The following is an 18,333-nucleotide window of genomic DNA, read 5'->3' as shown; positions in this document are numbered from 1 at the left end:
CATGGTAATTTACAACGTGACCAGTAACATGGCACAATCACTGGAAAAAGAATGGCTGGAATGGACGCGTGAGCACATCGCACAGGTGTTGGGCACTGGCTTGTTCATGGATGCTCGATTGACTAGAGTCATGGTAGAAGAGCAAGATGGCAGCAGTACTTTTTCCATTCAATATAAAGCTTCCAGCCGTGAGGCACTGGAACTATACTATGAGAAGCACGCACCGGCATTGCGCCAGGAAGCCGTCAAAAAATTTGGTGACAGAGTGCTCTCTTTTAGGACAGAACTGGATATGATCGATGAATATCGAGTGACTGGAAACATGAATTAATTAGGTTAGAAAACCAAGATTTGGCTAAAAAGCAATTTAAAAAATACACCACACAGGATAAAGGCGTTACCGCCAAAAAGCATCTGGGACAACACTTTCTCAAGGATGAAAACGTCGCCATACAGATTGCAGACTCGCTTTCTTATAAAGGCTACGATCAAGTGCTGGAAATAGGTCCTGGAACAGGTGTGCTTACAAAACACGTCATAAGAAAAGGCATCAAGGTTACCGCACTGGAACTGGACAGCGAGTCTGTGGTGTATCTCAAACATTCCTTTCCTATTGAGCATGCAAAAATTGTGACGCCTCAAACTTTTGAAGTCATAGAAACAGACTTTTTGCAAAAGGATTTGACGGAGATTTATGGTGACCAACCTTTTGCGATCATAGGTAATTTCCCATATAATATTAGTACGCAAATCGTTTTCAAAACAGTTGAAAATCGGGATCAGATTCCTGAATTTGGTGGGATGTTTCAAAAAGAAGTGGCGCAGCGCATTTGCGCGCAGCACGGCTCAAAAACCTATGGGATTCTATCGGTTTTGACGCAAGCTTATTATGATGCTGAATATCTCTTCACGGTAGGTCCAGAAGTTTTTGATCCGCCACCACGAGTACATAGTGGTGTTTTATCGCTCAAGCGAAAGCCGAATCACGACCAGCTCTCCTGCTCTTATGACAAGCTTAGACAAGTTGTAAAATTGGCATTTAACCAGCGACGCAAGACCCTAAGAAATTCCTTGAAATCTATGGACTTACCAGATGCCATGCGGGAACGTGAGATATTTGATTTGAGACCAGAGCAAATATCAGTTCAGGAATTTGTGGATTTGACTACAGAAATTGAGGCCTTGTCCTAAATGGTTGATGTGTCATAACATTGATCTACGGTCGTATCAGCAGCCTCTTTGATGGAGCATTAAATCTGCGTTAAGCAGCGTGTTGATCTCAAGTTCATAGGTTACATTTATGGTATGAGCAGATTTCTTTTCTACATACTCATCCTAATCACAGGCACTATGAATTCTCAAGATCTTAAAACGCATCAATGGAAAAACCGATTGATTCTAGTATTCAATAATGGTTCAGATGCTACAGAGTACCGTAAGCAGATTTCTGATCTTAAGGAAGCCAGCGCAGGTTGTGAAGAGCGTAAATTACTCATGTATCAAGTATTGCCCAGCGAGGTGAGATTGAACGATTTCACTGGAGCAAAATCTGAAAAATGGAATGCCACTACAGATCTCTTTACAGAGTTCATGCAAAAGGATGATCGATTTAAAGTCGTACTCATTGGTCTAGACGGCACCGTCAAAGAGGAACGCGATGAACCCATCAGCTCAAAAGAATTATTTGAAATCATTGACGGTATGTCTATGAGACAGGCAGAAATGCGCCGGCAAGAATAACTTTTGAGATCACTATAGGTTTAGCGATTGTTTTTACCTTTCTTTTTGACTTAGCTGTGAATCAGCCATTATCTTTACCATTATGGATGCAAAGATTTATGATGTATTGATTATAGGTGCAGGACCTATAGGTATTGCTTGCGCGCTAGAAGCTAAGAAAGCAGGGCTTAATTATGTAGTTATTGAGAAAGGTCCTATTGTCAACTCGTTGTATCACTACCCAACAAACATGCATTTCTTCTCTACCAGTGAGAAACTGGAAATAGATGAAATTCCATTTATTTCTAAAGAAGCCAAACCCAGCAAGCAAGAGGCTTTAGAATATTACCGCCGCATTGCTACCTCCAATAAACTGAACATTTCTCTTTTTGAGAAAGTCCTCAAAGTGAACAACAACGACTTATTTGAAGTCATCACCGACAAAGGAAAATGGTATGCTCAACACATCATTATTGCAACCGGTTTTTACGACATACCCAACAAACTCAAATTACCTGGTGAGGATCTCAAAAAGGTCACGCACTATTATGATGATCCGCATTTATATGCCTTCCAGAAAGTGGCTGTCGTTGGAGCCAGTAATAGTGCTGTAGATGCTGCTCTTGAAATTTACCGTAAAGGTGGTGATGTTACCATGGTGGTACGTGGTGAATCCATAGGAGAACGAGTAAAATACTGGGTAAAACCAGACATTGAAAACCGAATTAAGGAAGGTAGCATCAAAGCCTACTTCAATTCAGAAATCACCGAGATAAGAGAAGATGAAATCACCATTTCCCACAATGGAGAATCGATTGATCTGGAGAATGATTTTGTGGTGGCGTTAACTGGCTACAAGCCTAATTTTGCCTTTCTAACCATGATGGGAATCGACCTGCAAGGTGACAAGATGATACCTAAGTATGATGAGGACACCATGGAAACCAATGTTGAGAATGTTTATCTAGCAGGTGTTATTTGTGGCGGTAAAGAAACGCATAAATGGTTTATAGAAAACAGCCGTGTGCATGCTACCATGATTATAGAAGATATCAAGACCAAAGAAAAAGCTGCGGTCTAATTAGAATTTCTCTATTAGTTCCAATATCCTTTTTCGAAGTAAATCAGCTTGTTCACTATATGCTATCATTCTTCTATCACGCCCTGGTTCTGTATCCTCATTAAATTGTGAATTATTAATGGGATTCCAAATTCTATTTGTTTCAAAATCATACCATTTATTCCATTCTAACTGATCTGCCACAAGAGTTTGAGCGTCATCCTGAACTATCAAATCAGTGTAAATTTCATTCATGAACTCGTGTAGGTTTATAAAATGGTTTCGCTCGGTGCTCAACATATCAACTCCTGTATTTAGCTCAATCTGATTCAGACTATCCATTTCTTTCAATAGTGAACTATAATCGGCTTTTTGAGCAAAACATATAGTTGCAAAACCCAAAAAGAAAACAAAAGAATAGTTCATAGTAAGAAATGTATTGCGGCAAAAGTTCTTTAAATATATGAAAGTATCCTCTCGACTAGAGATTACCTCGCTGTATAACCGCCATCAACCGTGTAATAGGATCCAGTGACATAACTCGCCTGATCACTGCATAACCAGTATACAAGATTAGCTACTTCATCTGGTTTTCCCAATCTACCTATAGGATGTTGGGAAACCAGCGCCTCTTTTTGTTCTTCATCAATTTGATCCAGTAATGGCGTCTGGATGTATCCTGGACCTACAGCGTTGATGCGCACTCCTTTTTGTGCATATTCTATGGCAGCGGTTTGCGTCAATCCTACGACTGCATGCTTTGCCATTACATAAGCTACCGATTGTGGTGACCCGACGGATCCCAATATACTAGACATGTTAACAATCGCTCCGCCATTTTTGAGCATGGCTGGTATTTGCGCCTGGCAACCGTAAAAAACACCATGTTGATTGATGTCGATTACTTTTTCATAGCTCTCTTGGGAATAATCTGCAGACAGCGCCATCTCACCACCTATCCCAGCATTATTTACCGCGGCGTCCAGTCCACCATATTTTTCTACAGTTTTCTTGACTAAATTCTCGCATTCGGATTTACTGGCAACGTTGGCTTTGATAAAATGAGCAGTACCGCCAGCATCTTGAATGGCAGTTACTACTTTATTTGCCGCTTCTTCCTGGATGTCAGAAACCACCACATTATAGCCTTCTTTACCAAATCTCAATGCGATCGCCTCACCTAGACCACTGGCCGCTCCTGTTACTATGACTGTCTTTTTCATGATTTTTATTTCTAAGTTAGAAACTAAATCAAGGCAAGGCAGTTAAGGAACTTAGAAAATCTGATGTCTAGAAAATGATGGATGATGTATTCGCTTTCGCGAAAGCGAACTCTCAAAACAGTTTTCTGCAAAATAAAATCAGTGGTTCTTTAAGCAGATTTGTGATCGCTTAACAAAGCCATCAAATCTGGATCCTGACCCAACAAAACAGCCTCGCTATTGATGCGACCTTCCATGGGACCGTTTTCCAATTTCAAGACGCCACGTGGACACACGGCACTACAAATCCCACAGCCTACGCAGCTGGAGCGCACGATGTTCTCACCTTTCTGGGCATAGGCACGTACGTCGATTCCCATCTCACAATACGTCGAGCAGTTCCCGCAAGAGATACATTGACCGCCATTGGTAGTGATTCTAAATCTTGAGAACATACGCTGTTGAAAGCCCAATATTGCCGCCATGGGACAGCCAAAACGACACCAAACACGATTCCCAAAAATGGGGTAAAAGCCTGTACCTATCACACCAGAAAAGACGGCGCCTATCAAAAACCCGTAGAACTGATTGAGCTTCCAGGATTCAAACAGAAAGAGTTTCCCAGAGCCATCCGTATAGGTGAAAAGCAACAGTCCAATGACAATCACAAAGTAGGCAACGGCGCCTATTTTAGCATCTTTGGCAAGCTGCTCCCGACGGAATAAAAACACCAATCCAAAAACCAGCGTCAGTAACCCAACAACGCCCCAAACAAAGAATTCCTTACTTAGCCAGACGTTATCATAAATGACGCTTTCTGTACCCTTGTCAATGAAAATATCCTCTTTACTGCGATCCATGGGTAATAACGTAGCCTGTTGTTGGTCCATGATCTGAGTAAGGCCTTGAGAGTTGTTTTCTTCCTTGACCACATCAAATGGGATGTTGACACCTTCAGTTGACTGTAATTCTATAGGCGTGTCACCTTCGGTGCGATCTAGATACACTACACGCGATGCACCAGCTTCTTGTGCAGCAAGGACCACTTCATGAACTGGTTTTTGATTTTGAGCGCCTATAAAAACTACTTTGTTGCTAAAGTCATTCCAGCTACCTATACTGCTCGCCGATTCATTTCCTTTTAAATATGAGTACACTACTGCGGTCGTCATGACCACCGCAAATACGACCACGCTGTGAATGACCCATCGCTCGACGTTCCAGGCGTACTTCTTTTTATTGGATAGTTGTCTAAAGGAATCTCCGGCAGTTTCTGCCAGACCACCGCAGCCACAAACCCAGCTACAATACCAGCGTTTCCCGTATTTGTAGGTGAGAATAGGTGTGATCACAAAAATGGATGCCACGCCAAAAATCAACATCGCTACCCCAAAATTCCCAGCACGTAAAAACTCATCAATTTTATATCCATTAAATAAATCATAGTTCAATGGCCAGATGTTTTTAAAGTCATAATACGGCTGATTCAAGCCTGTCATTATTTCAGGGATGATAAACGCAAAGGCCGTCTGGAAAAACATCACACTACCTGTGCGTATCATTTCATATCTATTGTGGCGGTATTTCCAGATAAACTTGATCCCAAAGGAAAGTATGGCAATCGTGTATAACGTACCGTAGACAAACCACTGGCTCGCTGGTCCACCATTTAGAAAATAGGACAAAGGATCAAACAAGGCAATCACTCCAGTGTTATCTCCATCTTGAACCAGTCCCAAGTACTGCGGATAAAAATAGAGTATGACATAAAATCCGCTAAATGCGAGTATGGCACACCAGGCCCAGAAACCACGACTGGAAATCGATTTGAACCAGACACCATCATTCTTGATTCCTGCGCTTTTGCCAGCATATGCAGACCAGGCAAACCCAACGACCCCAGCAAATATGCTACCTAGAGCAATGGACAGCCACAGCGTTTTATTGGGAAAACTCAGGTTGAAATTGGCCAGAATCAAAATGGCCAAGCCAAACAAGCCTAAGGCTGTGAAGATCTTTTGACCAGCGGTGAGCGATTTAGGTGGCTCGCCGGTAAGCGACATGTTACGTTGAAATACAGACATAAATGATATTTATAAAGTGTGATTAGTAAAACACCAATGGTTTTATGCTAAAAGGCAGTGACAGCTTCACCGTTATTGTGATCTAAGCTTCTACCGTTTTTTGAGATGTTGCAAAATCCTTTTTGATGGTTTCAAATGGTTTTTTATAGAACTCTGGATTGAAGCAGGATTTAGATAGATGCTTTACCACGTGATCTACAGACTGTTTCTCTGTAAGCCACTGGTCAAAAACCTCGTGCTTCATTCTAATGCCAAAGGTGTTGATCCCGATAAATACTCTTGAAGCTACATCATATTCTATGGTGATGGCGCGTTCATTTTTTTCGTCCTGCCAGTGGTAGTGCTCGTGACCTTCCTTTGGTTTGCTCCATACCCAGCCGTAGGTTTGATATTCAATATCCATAAACTTGGCACTATTGAACCAGTGTCCGGGATTCCATGGTGTAGGATCGCCGCATATGGTTTGAGCCAGGGTTTCTCCCATCATGCGACCGGTGTACCATACCGCTTCTACCGGTTTGCGCTCACCTACCGGCTCGCGTTGCTGGGCACAATCACCTATCGCGTACACATCGGGAACATTGGTTTGTAGTAAGCGATCCACCAAGACACCTCTATCTGTGTCAATGCCGCTGGAAGCTAGAAAACCTATTTGTGGCTTCACACCAGCACAAAGACCCACTAGGTTACAGTCGATAGTTTTTCCTGTTTTTGTCTTTATGGCTTTCACGCGACCATTTTCATCGCCTATGATCTCATCCAGTTCCTCTTCATGGCGCAGATCAATATGGTGTGACAAAATGTGATCAGAGATCATGGTAGCATCTGGCATAGGTAGAACACCACTCCAGAAAGCCTTTTCCCTTACTAGGAAAGTCACTGGAATTTTCCTGGTATGAAGCATTTCTGCAAGCTCCACGCCTATGAGTCCACCACCTATGATGACGGCCCTTTTACATACATCGTTATTGGGTGCATTTACTTCCAGTAGTTCCAGATCATTGCGAGTAACAAGGCCTTGAACGCCATGCAAATCTTCACCTTTCCAACCAAATTTATTAGGAACGCTACCCGTTGCGATGACCAGTTTTTCATAAGGAAACTGCTCGCCAGATTCCAGCGACAATATTTTAGTATCGGTATGAACGTGTTTTACATAATCACGCTTGAGTTCGATTCTATTCTTTTCCCAGAACCAGTTCTCATACGGCTGCGTGTGCTCAAACTTCATGTGTCCCATGTACACGTACATCAAGGCCGTACGTGAGAAGAAGTAATCCGTCTCGGCAGATATGACCGTGATGCGTTTGTCAGAAAACTTGCGCACATGTCTAGCCAGCGTGATTCCTGCGATCCCATTTCCTATGATAACAACGTGCTCCATACCTTACTTTGGTTTTGATTCAACAATGTAGCATTAAAGCTACAATAAATCACGATGAAACTAGCCGGAAGTCATGTTACATACTTCCGTGATTCGGGTTCATTTTTCCTGAATTTTAGCGTCGTAGTAAATGGCTTGATTGTTGTAAATTACTTAGGCGCAACAGCGTGTAACAATCAATTTATGAGTTTAAGAATTAGAATATTGGTATTGATGATTTTGGGGAGTTTCGCTTTCGCGAAAGCGCAACTATCCACCTTCTCCACAGCCACAAAAGAACTGCTCAATAACCAGGTAGCCAATGGCAATGTGAACTATGCGGCGATCAAAAAGAATCCGCAGAATCTGGATTTGGCCTTAAAATCATTGGAAAAGATCGAGCTGGATCAATTGACCAACAATGAAAGTAAAGCGTTATTAATCAACGCCTATAATTTATTTGTCATCAAAGGTGTGGTGGACCATTATCCCATCAAATCGGTTATGGATAAGGACAACTTTTTTGATGAAAAAGTTTACACATTAGGAAGCCAGAAGGTTTCCTTGAATCAATTGGAGAAGGAAATATTGTTGAAAAGATTCCCAGACGAGCGCCTACATTTTGCGCTGGTTTGTGGTGCGGTAAGTTGCCCGCCATTATCCATGAAACCCTACACAGCAGAAAATGTAGAGTTCATGCTCAAAAAAACGACCAAGGCCGCTATAAACAATCCCAATCTGGTAAAACTAGACATGCATGAAAAAAAGGTCTATGCTTCCAAGATTTTTGACTGGTACAATGCAGATTTCACTAAAAATCAGACCTTGATAGAATACCTGAATCGCTACCGTGAAGACATGATACCTGATGGGTTTGTCGTGCAATTCATGAATTATGACTGGGCTTTGAACGGTAAGTAGTGGTTTATGGAGTAATTTTAAAGCCATTAGTAGCAAGCCTATTAAAATGACGATGTTACCTTATGAATAAACTCCTATCGCTTTGCTTTTTAGGCATTTTACTTAGTGCCTGCAACGCTCAAACTGAACCACCTGCCGCGCCAAAATTAATTAGAGGTGTCTCTTTTGTGGCCACAAGGAATGCCATTACTGAAGAGATCGTACAACCTTTACTCAATTACAACGCCAACTATGTCGCGGTGCATCCTTACGGATTCATGCGGGATCTTGAGAATCCTGCCGTGATTCATAACAGTGAACGGCAATGGTGGGGCGAGCGTGTCGATGGCACCACAGCCACCATTGAAACTTTTCAATCCAAAGGGTTGAAAGTTATGCTCAAACCTCAAATATGGATAGGCCGCGGTATCTATACCGGTACGATAGACATGCCAGACGATTCCAGATGGGATACTCTCGAGGTGACCTATGAGAAATTCATTCTGGACTATGCTCAAGTGGCCCAAAATACAAACGCCGCCATGTTCTGCATCGGGACTGAACTGGAGTCTTTTGTAGCTGCGAGACCCGAATTTTGGAACCGATTGATTCAGAAAATACAAGCCATCTACAAAGGTAAACTGACTTATGCCGGGAATTGGGACAGCTATAAGAACGTTCCTTTTTGGGATCAAATGGATTACATAGGCGTTGATGCCTATTTCCCGATAAGCGACCAAAAAACTCCAGATATTTCATCTGCCATGGAAGGTTGGAGGAAATGGATGGTTGAATTGAGTTCGCTTTCGCGAAAGCATGATAAAAAAATCCTGTTTGCAGAATATGGATATGTCAGTGCAGATTATGCCGGCAAGGAACCATGGCTAACCGCTGATGAAACCAGAGAATCTAATGAAGAAGCGCAAAAGCATTTGTTGCAGGCTCAATACGATCTGGTCTGGAAACAGGACTGGTTTGCTGGCGGCTTTTTATGGAAACACCATTCAGAATATGGCAGACGCGGCTTTGAAAAAACATTCACGCCACAGGACAAACTGGCCCAAAAAACAGTTAGCGATGCCTACGGCGCCATGAAATCTAAAGAATAAGGCTGTTCTCAAATGAGAGTTTCAGGTTAATCAATAAATGATAGTCATTCCACATCCATCCAGAATAAGCTTTTAGTATCCAAAAAAATGAAGAAACAAATTGCCTTTTTATTATTGATCATGAGTTGCATCACTATTGCAGAAGCTCAGGTACTGACCAATAAGTCCCAATTTACACGTCAGGACACCTTGCGTGGTTCCATCACTCCAGAACGCGCTTGGTGGGAACTAACCTATTATCATCTAGATATTAAAGTAGCGCCAGACGATAAATTTATCTCTGGATCCAATACGATAAGTTACCAGGTTCTGGAACCTTATCAAACAATGCAAATTGATCTTCAAGAACCTATGCGCATTACAAAAGTGTTGCAGGATGGTCAGGAACTAGAGGTGCGCCACGATGGTAATGCTCATTTCATCAACCTAGAGAAAGAGCAAGTCATAGGAGCTAATGATAGCATTCAGGTATTTTATGAAGGTCACCCGCGAGAGGCAAAAAATGCGCCTTGGGATGGTGGTATCTCTTGGGAAAAAGATAAAAATGGAAATCATTTTATTGCTTCTTCATGTCAAGGATTGGGTGCCAGTGTATGGTGGCCTAATAAAGATCACATGTACCAAGAGGCTAATGGAATGACCATAAGCGTCAATGTACCCAGTGGTTTGATGAATGTCTCAAACGGTCGATTAGAATCGGTTGAAGCACTGGAAGATGACACTACCACCTACACGTGGAAAGTTGAAAATCCCATCAATAATTATGGGGTCAACATCAATATAGGCGACTATGTCAACTTTTCTGAAACCTACAAAGGCGAGAAAGGTGATCTAGATATGAACTATTATGTACTATCGTACAATCTCGAAAAAGCCAAAAAACAATTTACAGATGCTCCCAGAATGATGGAAGCCTTTGAACACTGGTTTGGGCCGTATCCGTTTTATGAAGATAGTTTTAAGTTGGTTGAGGTTCCATATTTGGGAATGGAGCATCAGAGTTCGGTCACCTACGGAAATCAATATGCGAATGGTTATTTAGGTCGCGACCTATCTGGTACCGGTTGGGGAATGAAGTTTGACTTTATCATCATTCATGAAGCTGGACATGAATGGTTCGCAAACAATATTACAAACAAGGACATTGCAGATATGTGGATCCACGAGAGTTTTACCGCATATTCGGAAAATTTATTCCTGGACTATTATTATGGCAAAGAAGCCAGCGCAGCCTATGTGATAGGCACACGTCGCAGCATAGGCAACAAGACACCTATTATAGGAACTTACAACGTCAACAGTGAAGGATCTGGAGATATGTATTATAAAGGTGCCAATATGCTACACACCATACGCCAACTGGTAAATGACGATGAAAAATGGCGACAGATCTTGCGCGGCTTGAACAAAGAATTCTACCACCGAACGGTGACTACAGAACAAATAGAGAGCTATATATCTGACCAAAGCGGTATGGATCTAAGTAAAGTCTTTGATCAATATTTGCGAGATGTGAGAATTCCAGAATTAGAATATACTATTGATGGAACCGAGTTATCTTACCGGTGGAATAATGTCGTAAACGGTTTTGAAATGCCCGTTGAGATTACAATAGATGGCAATACCCGAACCATAAAGCCGACTCAAGAATTTCAGAAAATGCAATTACCTGTTAAAAAGTTTACATTTAGTGTTGATAAAGATTATTATGTGAATTCTAAAGCGATTACGCATTAAACTAGGTCGCTCAAACATGATTCCACAGTATCATATTTAAAAGTAAATCCAGAGTTCATCAAATGTTGCGGATACACGTATCTGCTTTTCAATAACAGCTCTGTTTCTGTACCTATAAAGATTGCGCCTATTTCCAAGAGCCATTTAGGTTGATCGATACGGAATGGAACGTTTAATTGCTGGCTTAATAATTTCATGAAATTCTCGTTTTGCATAGGGTTAGGTGCTGTGACATTGACGGCGCCTTCCAAATCAGCATGTATCAGGAAATCTACCGCACGACAGAAATCTTGTACATGAATCCAGCTTATGAACTGATTGCCGCGACCTTGTTTACCGCCCATCCCTAATTTGGTAGTCTTTTTAAGCATTGGGAATGCGCCGCCATCATTGCCTAAAACTATTGAAGTACGCATGGCTACCTTTCGTACGCCATCCAGCTGGACAGAAAAGAATTCCTTTTCCCAGGCTTTGGCGATTCCTGTAGAGAAATCATCACCTAGAGTCCCGTTTTCTTCTGTATTAATTTGGGTTTCTGAGTGTGCATAGATAGTGGCCGTACTTGCGTTGAGGAAAACCTTGGGTTTGCTAATTGCCTGTTGCATTGCCAGATTGAGCACTCGCGTGCTGTAAATTCTTGAATCATGGATGGCTTTTCTATTGGTGTCATTGTATCGACAGTCCACCGATTTTCCCGCGAGGTTGATCAATACATCTGAATCTTCCAAATGTTTTGTCCACTCGCCCAGCTCAGAACCGTTCCAGTAAGTGGTGTCTGGAGTTCGCTTTCGCGAAAGCGATATGATTTGGATGTTCTGGTTTTGAAAATAAGCTTTCAAGGCATTTCCTAGGAATCCTGTGCCACCTGCGATAATTATTTTTTTCATAGTTGAAAATTTAATATGAGTAAATACTATTCTCTGGACGCCTTATATAATACTCCTGTAAACAGAAAAGCGAGAATACCTGCTAGGACAATAAGTATTATAAACACATACCTGGATGTGTCATACTCTAAATTGAGTTGGCGGAACAGTACTAAAAAGAAAGCCACAAGTAATGTTATTGCAGCAACAAGATGGTAAATATTCAGCTTTCTAACCGTAGGGCTAGTTTCTCTCCATCGGGTGGTTAACCAAACGCTAGAAATTATTTGAACGCAACCTAGTACAATCATGAACAGCATGGCGGTTGGCAGTTCTATGGCTAGACAACAATTAATGATTAGAACTATTAGATTTATTCTGTACGCTGTTTTCATCTTACAATGGTTAGTTTTTATTTGGATTTTCTAGAACAGTCCTTTTCTCTACCCTACGCTGCTCAGCTTCTTTGCTCTTCCTACGACCTCTAAAAAACAGTATCAAATTCAAGAACAGCATAAAGCCTAAGTAGATAGAAAAACCACCTATTTTACCGCTTAAGATTTCTACTAGGCTTTGATAGGTTTCATCAAATCCATACGAATTGATCTCTAGTATGTACAAGCCAAAACCTAGATTGAGGAGATAGAAACCTACCTCAAAAAGTTTGTTGGTAGAATGCGCAATTTCTTGTTGCCCTTGAAAAATATCCAGCATGAAGATCTTGCCGTTCTTGAATAAGGTTCGCGATACAAAGAACGTCATCCCAATGATGAGTGGAACATATACTAGATAACCAATTAGAATTTTTGAAGTTTCCATAAGATTAGATTTTAGATTTGGATTTATAAATAAGGTTGATCATCATCATATTAACATAGTGTATAAGGGCCAGTATTAAGGTAATGGCGGCGAGATGAGCCGTGACTGTTGATGCAACTTGTACTAGTGTGGTCACACTTTCCCAGGTGGAAATACCGTAAATCCCATAACCTATGTTGAGCAGATAATATCCAACAAGTAGGATGTCATTGATCCTATCACTCAATGCAGGATCCTCTGGAATCAATCGTCTTACATAAACCTTTCCATTGATGTAGCAAATATGACCCACTCGCAGGATGATCGTCAGGACGACAGTGGTGTAAATGGCATAGGCAACCAGATTATACATTGTTTTTAGTTTTAGAACTTTCAGTAAAAACTGAAAGCTTGTTTGAAATAAAAAGACTAGCTTATAGCCTTGATCATTTTCTTTAAGTAATTGTTGTTATTGATTTTAGTAGCTAGGTTCATCAAATTTTCCATTTGGCTAACAAAGTCCGATAAATCAGAAAGGATTTCTTGAAAGTGTTTGACATCTTCCTCATTCCCATCTAACTGTGAATTTTTCAATTCATTAAGCAGCAATCTTACCGGTTCAATCTCACGTCTGCGACGCTCTTCCATTATATGTTGTGCGATAGAATAAACGTCATGGTCTGCTATAAAAAACTCTTTGCGCTCGCCTAATACTGTTTCTTTACGCACCAGTCTCCAGTTAATCAATTCCCGTACATTAGTATTTACATTACCACGAGACAACTGTACCTGCTCCATGATCTCTTCAGCGCTTAAGCCATTAGGCGAGGACAACAGCAATGCATGGATCTGTGCCATGGACTTTGAGATTCCCCATTGACTGGCCAGAGATCCCCAAGCTTGTATAAATTTATTTTTGCCTTCTGCTAATTTCATATTTCAAATATACAACAACTTTTATATGTTTCAATATATTCTGAAAGTTTAATTAATCTTTAATGATTCTTTTAGGTAGTTTCGCTTTCGCTTTCGCGAAAGCGAATTGATAATATTCTCATACCATGCAACAACCCATCATCTCAACCACCATCAACTTTGTCAAACAACAACTCGCTGATGCCGAAGGCGGCCACGACTGGTTTCATATCGAGCGTGTATGGAAAAATGCGCAGCTCATCGGAAGTAAAGAAGCTAGTGCTGATCTTTTAGTGGTCGAATTAGGAGCCTTGCTGCACGACATTGCAGATTCTAAGTTCCATAACGGTGATGAAACCGTTGGGCCTCGCGTTGCCAGTGAATTTTTAACAAAGCAAAACGTAGATGCAGAAGTAATCGATCACGTGGTAAAGATCATTGAAAACATCTCTTTCAAAGGTGGAAATCAGTCCCAAAAATTCAAAAGTCTAGAACTAGATATTGTTCAAGATGCCGATCGATTGGATGCTTTAGGAGCGATAGGGATTGCCCGTACCTTTAATTATGGAGGCTTCAAAAACCGACCGCTGTACGATCCAGCCATTAAGCCAGATCTACATATGGATGTAGCAACTTACAAAAAAAGCAGCGCACCTACCATCAATCACTTTTACGAGAAATTATTGCTTCTCAAAGATCGCATGAACACGCAAACAGGAAAGGACCTAGCCCAGGAAAGACATGCCTTCATGGAGCATTTTCTGGATCAGTTTTATCAAGAATGGAATGGTATCGTCTAGCCTATCTAATCAGATACTTGCTCTACAGCATCTTTGGAAACACCACACCATTTGAGATAATATTCATAAATCTCGTCAATGCTGGAACCGTTACGTTTTTTCCAGTAGATGGTGAGGTAAAACCACTGTAACTTTAAAACACCTACTTCTTCATAACGTCTCGCGCTGGTCGTGAGCCATTTCTGGATCACGTGATAGGTGTTGATATTGTAAAGCTTGTTGATTAATAGGTAATCCTCATAAATAGGCACAGTAGTGTCATAACCTCCTATTTGATGATAGAGTTCGCGAGTAATGTATTGACTCTGGTCACCGCCACGACTAGCTTTCCAGCTAAATCTAGAGAACCAACCTATGATAATCAACCACCAATGCCAGCTCCTGAACCGCATACGGAAACAGCCTGCAGGATGGCCTGCAGCAATGGCTTTTAAAATATAAGAGTCAAAACCCTTAGGTGGATGAGAGTCTGCGTGCAAGAAATAGAAAATATCGTGACTTGCGGCGAGTGAGCCATTGTGCAATTGCACGCCACGACCTTTGGCAGAATCCACACACTTCACCGCTAGATCTTGAAATGAAGATGAAAAACGCTGCACCTCGCTAATGGTATTATCAATACTGCCACCGTCAACGACTACAAACTCAATATTTTTGGGATCATTAGCACGATCCTTCAAGAGTTCCAATAAATTAAAAATCCCATGCTCTTCATTAAGCACGGGAATAATAATGCTCATCATATGTTTAAATATACGATGAGCTTTTCAATATAGTTTTTGATTTTATGACTGTTTATTAAGAGACCAGTCATAATCCTTATAAGTCACTTTTGCACCAGTATTCAATTTATCACTGGCAAACTGATTGACGTATTCTACAAGCGTCATCCCATTAGACGTAAAGTCGCTAGTGTAGAATTTGAAAATACTGCTCAATCTAGGATTGTTGGGATCGCTCAAATCGTTTTTATCAGAATTCACAAACTCTGTAGCTGCGCGATCCATAAGTTCATCCACATTTTTACCGGTATAAGCTGTTCTCAATAGTTTAGGGCAAGAGTAACTGGCACAATTGATCGCAAAATGAATTCTGGGATCGCCCATTTTTTGAAGAACACTTTTTTCAATGTCGGCCAGTGCGTATTGCTTTCCATTGACGGTGATAAAATCCTTAAGCCAGACCTGACCCAGCGGCCCATCAATATCCTTGATACTGCCAGGCATGTCGTTGTCAATGATCAAATCTAGTGTCGATGCATTGTACAGGTTGATGTAATAGGCAAATTGCTCTCCTGTTTCCCAGTCAGATTTTGGAGGGTTTACGCTCAAGTAGGTCAAGTAGGATTTCAGTTTTGCCTGTTCTGTCGCTAGGCCTTGATAGTCTACAAAACCAGCCTCATTGACGTATTTCTTTAATAACTCATCATAATTGGAGTGATCCAGATTTGCTCTGGACGTTTCCATTTGTTCACCATTTTGTAGGGAATCGTAGTGTAATCCACCAGAACTCACGCAGGATGCTGCTATCAACAATACGGCTATTAGGTATGCAATCTTTTTCATAGTGTAGTTCGCTTTCGCGAAAGCGAAATAAGTTCCACTTTCAATCTTCACCTAAAAGTAGTAGGAAAACACGTCAACCCTGCTGGGCTTAACAACAGAATAACATTAGAGCGACTCGATGAGACCCTTGAACAACTGCACCAGTTTAGGCTCTGCCTTGCCCGCGATTTCAATGATCTCTGGAACACTGATGGGTTGTAGACTCTCTGGATCGCACTCGTCTGTCAGGACGCTTACCGCACAAACAGGAAGCTTAAGGTGGTTTGCCACGATCACCTCTGGAACGGTGCTCATTCCTACGGCATCTGCTCCTAGGATCTTGAGCATGCGATACTCTGCTCTGGTCTCAAGCTGTGGTCCTACCACACTGGCATATACACCTTTGTGTAAGGTAATATTGTGTTCCTGTGCCAGGCTTTTAAGAGTCTCGTTCATACCTTGATCATATGGTGCGCTCATGTCCGTAAAACGATCGCCAAACTCTGCAATATTTTTCAATGCCAGCGGGCTGCCGCCTTGCAAATTGATGTGGTCATCGAGCTGCATCAAATCTCCTTTTTTCATATCCAGATTGACCGCACCTGCAGCATTGGAAATCAATAAGTTCTTGATACCAAGACCATGCATCACTCGTATGGGATAAGTAATGTCCATAAAATCATAGCCTTCATAAAGATGGAAGCGACCTTGCATCACCACTACTTTTTTGCCACCTAGATTGCCATAGATCAGTTTACCGGTGTGAAACTCTACGGTCGCCAGCGGGAACGATGGAATGTTGTTATAATGAGCCACCTTCTGATCCTCGATTTGATTTACCAACTGTCCAAGACCAGTTCCCAGCACGATACCTACTTCAGGATTTTCAAAGCCGTGTTGTTTAAGGTATTCTATGGAGTTGTTCAATAATTTTCTGCTAAGCATAATCTTAATTTAATAGTATTTGAAAATCTGGATGGTCCTTGATATCATCTTCTGTATCAACATCATTGCGCTCTTCAAGCATGACATAATCCAGATTTTTTAAGTCTTTAAGTGTTTCTTCCAGTACGGTAGATGTTCCCCAATCTTTATTCTCAAAAATCCCGTGTGGTATTTTATTCTTGAATCCCAGCAAATAATATCCACCATCTGTTGCAGGACCTATGATAGCGTCCTTTTCATTAAGCTTTTTAAAAGCATCATCGATTTCTAATGCGCTCAAGTCGTACATGTCAGAGCCTATGATAATGACGCTTTCATGTCGCTCCAGCGCTTTTTCAAATGCATACTTCATACGTGCGCCTAAGTCTTCACCTTTTTGCTGATACTTTTCATAGGCCAAGTTATCCCAATCATCGTCTTCATGAACCTCTTCTGAATACCAGACTTGCTTGACGCCATAAATATTCTTCGTAATCGATCGCGTATGCTCCAGCAGGAATTTATAGATCTCGAGAGCCTTTTCATCGCCTACTGTGGCAGCAAGTCGTCGCTTTCCTTTTCCTAATTCTGGGTTACGGGTAAATATGATAAGGCAATTGGTCATGTTGTGGCTATACGTTAATGCTTCTAAGTAAAACAAATTGCCATCTATTGAGGTTAAATCACTGTTATGATTGCTTCATAAATCAGAGATGGACAATTTTGATAAAGCTAAAGATTGAAAAATCGCTGTACTACTTTTTAACTCTTTTTTCGTTTTGTTTTACAAACGCGGCCCAACCCGTGTAGCTCTTGCCTACCTCAACCCTACCGCTGGAATAAAAGTGACAAACAGCTGCGGCGAGTCCGTCGGTCATGTCGAGGTTTTTAGGAAGTTCTTTGAGATTCAAGGTGCTCTTGAGCATTAATGCCACCTGTTCCTTGCTCGCTGTTCCCTTACCCGTAATGGATTGCTTGATGCGTCGTGGTGCATATTCGGTAACTGGAATGTCTCTAGAAAGTCCAGCAGCCATGGCGACACCTTGAGCTCGGCCCAATTTGAGCATGGATTGCACATTTTTACCAAAAAAAGGTGCTTCCAGTGCGATCTCGTCTGGATGGTGCGTATCGATTAATTCTAGGGTACGCTCAAAGATTTTTCGCAGTTTGACATATGGATCGGTCACCTTCCGCAGGTCCAATTCGTTCATCTGGATAAAAGACATGGTTTTTCCAGTGATCTTAATGACTCCAAATCCCATGATCGCCGTTCCCGGATCGATACCCAAAATGATACGTTCTCTTGCCAATT

At 41.4% G+C, this 18,333-nt stretch carries 21 protein-coding genes; 8 read left to right on the top strand and 13 right to left on the bottom strand.

Features of this window, described 5'->3' with window-relative positions; translation table 11 throughout:
- Window position 1: 1 nt before the first annotated feature.
- The 4 genes from AAU57_RS04845 (at window position 2) to AAU57_RS04830 (ending at window position 2,800) form a co-directional block, all read left to right on the top strand.
- Window positions 2-331, top strand: a complete 330-nt coding sequence (locus AAU57_RS04845) for a DUF4286 family protein (RefSeq protein WP_055411849.1) — start codon at window positions 2-4, stop codon at window positions 329-331.
- Window positions 332-351: 20 nt separating this feature from the next.
- Window positions 352-1,191 carry a 16S rRNA (adenine(1518)-N(6)/adenine(1519)-N(6))-dimethyltransferase RsmA gene (gene rsmA, locus AAU57_RS04840; RefSeq protein WP_055411848.1) on the top strand — a complete coding sequence of 280 codons (840 nt, stop codon included), beginning with the start codon at window positions 352-354 and terminating at the stop codon, window positions 1,189-1,191.
- A 114-nt stretch (window positions 1,192-1,305) separates the two neighbouring features.
- A complete protein-coding gene (locus AAU57_RS04835; protein ID WP_055411847.1) occupies window positions 1,306-1,740 on the top strand; it encodes a DUF4174 domain-containing protein in 435 nt (144 codons plus the stop codon).
- Between the two features lie 82 nt (window positions 1,741-1,822).
- Complete coding sequence (locus tag AAU57_RS04830; RefSeq protein ID WP_055411846.1) at window positions 1,823-2,800, top strand: YpdA family putative bacillithiol disulfide reductase; 978 nt, start codon at window positions 1,823-1,825, stop codon at window positions 2,798-2,800.
- On the opposite strand, the gene AAU57_RS04825 is transcribed toward AAU57_RS04830, so the two are convergent.
- The 4 genes from AAU57_RS04825 to AAU57_RS04810 form a co-directional block, all read right to left on the bottom strand.
- Window positions 2,801-3,205 (bottom strand): lysozyme inhibitor LprI family protein, encoded by a 405-nt coding sequence (locus AAU57_RS04825; protein WP_055411845.1) that lies wholly within the window; start codon window positions 3,203-3,205, stop codon window positions 2,801-2,803. It lies immediately after the preceding gene.
- 62 nt (window positions 3,206-3,267) lie between these two features.
- Complete coding sequence (locus tag AAU57_RS04820) at window positions 3,268-4,002, bottom strand: SDR family NAD(P)-dependent oxidoreductase (protein WP_156339998.1); 735 nt, start codon at window positions 4,000-4,002, stop codon at window positions 3,268-3,270.
- Window positions 4,003-4,151: 149 nt separating this feature from the next.
- Window positions 4,152-6,065: a 4Fe-4S binding protein gene (locus AAU57_RS04815; RefSeq protein WP_055411843.1), complete on the bottom strand. Its 1,914-nt coding sequence runs from the start codon at window positions 6,063-6,065 to the stop codon at window positions 4,152-4,154.
- 82 nt (window positions 6,066-6,147) lie between these two features.
- Window positions 6,148-7,449, bottom strand: coding sequence for an NAD(P)/FAD-dependent oxidoreductase (locus tag AAU57_RS04810; RefSeq protein WP_055411842.1), 1,302 nt, complete (start codon window positions 7,447-7,449; stop codon window positions 6,148-6,150).
- Window positions 7,450-7,632: 183 nt separating this feature from the next.
- Between AAU57_RS04810 and AAU57_RS04805 the strand changes: the two genes are divergently transcribed.
- The 3 genes from AAU57_RS04805 (at window position 7,633) to AAU57_RS04795 (ending at window position 11,174) form a co-directional block, all read left to right on the top strand.
- The gene (locus AAU57_RS04805; protein WP_197275390.1) at window positions 7,633-8,349 is read left to right on the top strand and encodes a DUF547 domain-containing protein; all 717 of its coding nucleotides are present in this window, start codon (window positions 7,633-7,635) and stop codon (window positions 8,347-8,349) included.
- A gap of 62 nt (window positions 8,350-8,411) precedes the next feature.
- Window positions 8,412-9,437 carry a glycoside hydrolase family 113 gene (locus AAU57_RS04800; RefSeq protein WP_055411840.1) on the top strand — a complete coding sequence of 342 codons (1,026 nt, stop codon included), beginning with the start codon at window positions 8,412-8,414 and terminating at the stop codon, window positions 9,435-9,437.
- 87 nt (window positions 9,438-9,524) lie between these two features.
- Entirely contained in the window at window positions 9,525-11,174 is a 1,650-nt protein-coding gene (locus tag AAU57_RS04795) for a M1 family metallopeptidase (RefSeq protein ID WP_055411839.1), read from the top strand.
- Here AAU57_RS04795 and AAU57_RS04790 read toward each other — a convergent pair.
- The 4 genes from AAU57_RS04790 to AAU57_RS04770 all read right to left on the bottom strand — a co-directional run bounded on the left by AAU57_RS04790 (window position 11,171) and on the right by AAU57_RS04770 (window position 13,774).
- Window positions 11,171-12,061 (bottom strand): TIGR01777 family oxidoreductase, encoded by an 891-nt coding sequence (locus AAU57_RS04790; protein WP_055411838.1) that lies wholly within the window; start codon window positions 12,059-12,061, stop codon window positions 11,171-11,173. The genes AAU57_RS04795 and AAU57_RS04790 overlap by 4 nt on opposite strands.
- A 384-nt stretch (window positions 12,062-12,445) precedes the next feature.
- On the bottom strand, window positions 12,446-12,859 hold the full coding sequence (locus tag AAU57_RS04780) for a hypothetical protein (RefSeq protein WP_055411836.1): 414 nt from the start codon (window positions 12,857-12,859) through the stop codon (window positions 12,446-12,448).
- Between the two features lie 4 nt (window positions 12,860-12,863).
- A complete protein-coding gene (locus tag AAU57_RS04775) occupies window positions 12,864-13,211 on the bottom strand; it encodes a hypothetical protein (RefSeq protein ID WP_055411835.1) in 348 nt (115 codons plus the stop codon).
- Between the two features lie 56 nt (window positions 13,212-13,267).
- A complete protein-coding gene (locus AAU57_RS04770; protein ID WP_055411834.1) occupies window positions 13,268-13,774 on the bottom strand; it encodes a GbsR/MarR family transcriptional regulator in 507 nt (168 codons plus the stop codon).
- 125 nt (window positions 13,775-13,899) lie between these two features.
- On the opposite strand from AAU57_RS04770, the gene AAU57_RS04765 reads away from it, so the two are divergent.
- Window positions 13,900-14,553 carry an HD domain-containing protein gene (locus AAU57_RS04765; protein WP_055411833.1) on the top strand — a complete coding sequence of 218 codons (654 nt, stop codon included), beginning with the start codon at window positions 13,900-13,902 and terminating at the stop codon, window positions 14,551-14,553.
- Between the two features lie 5 nt (window positions 14,554-14,558).
- On the opposite strand, the gene AAU57_RS04760 is transcribed toward AAU57_RS04765, so the two are convergent.
- The 5 genes from AAU57_RS04760 to ruvC all read right to left on the bottom strand — a co-directional run bounded on the left by AAU57_RS04760 (window position 14,559) and on the right by ruvC (window position 18,331).
- Entirely contained in the window at window positions 14,559-15,296 is a 738-nt protein-coding gene (locus AAU57_RS04760; protein ID WP_055411832.1) for a TIGR04283 family arsenosugar biosynthesis glycosyltransferase, read from the bottom strand.
- Window positions 15,297-15,338: 42 nt separating this feature from the next.
- On the bottom strand, window positions 15,339-16,169 hold the full coding sequence (locus tag AAU57_RS04755) for a DUF547 domain-containing protein (protein WP_231717772.1): 831 nt from the start codon (window positions 16,167-16,169) through the stop codon (window positions 15,339-15,341).
- Window positions 16,170-16,223: 54 nt separating this feature from the next.
- Window positions 16,224-17,042 carry a purine-nucleoside phosphorylase gene (locus AAU57_RS04750; protein WP_055411830.1) on the bottom strand — a complete coding sequence of 273 codons (819 nt, stop codon included), beginning with the start codon at window positions 17,040-17,042 and terminating at the stop codon, window positions 16,224-16,226.
- A gap of 4 nt (window positions 17,043-17,046) precedes the next feature.
- Entirely contained in the window at window positions 17,047-17,646 is a 600-nt protein-coding gene (locus AAU57_RS04745) for a TIGR04282 family arsenosugar biosynthesis glycosyltransferase (protein ID WP_055411829.1), read from the bottom strand.
- 130 nt (window positions 17,647-17,776) lie between these two features.
- A complete protein-coding gene (gene ruvC / locus AAU57_RS04740) occupies window positions 17,777-18,331 on the bottom strand; it encodes a crossover junction endodeoxyribonuclease RuvC (protein WP_055411828.1) in 555 nt (184 codons plus the stop codon).
- Window positions 18,332-18,333 lie beyond the last annotated feature (2 nt).

It is taken from the genome of Nonlabens sp. YIK11, assembly GCF_001413925.1.
Classification (GTDB): domain Bacteria; phylum Bacteroidota; class Bacteroidia; order Flavobacteriales; family Flavobacteriaceae; genus Nonlabens.
This window is presented reverse-complemented; position numbering and strand designations above follow the sequence as displayed.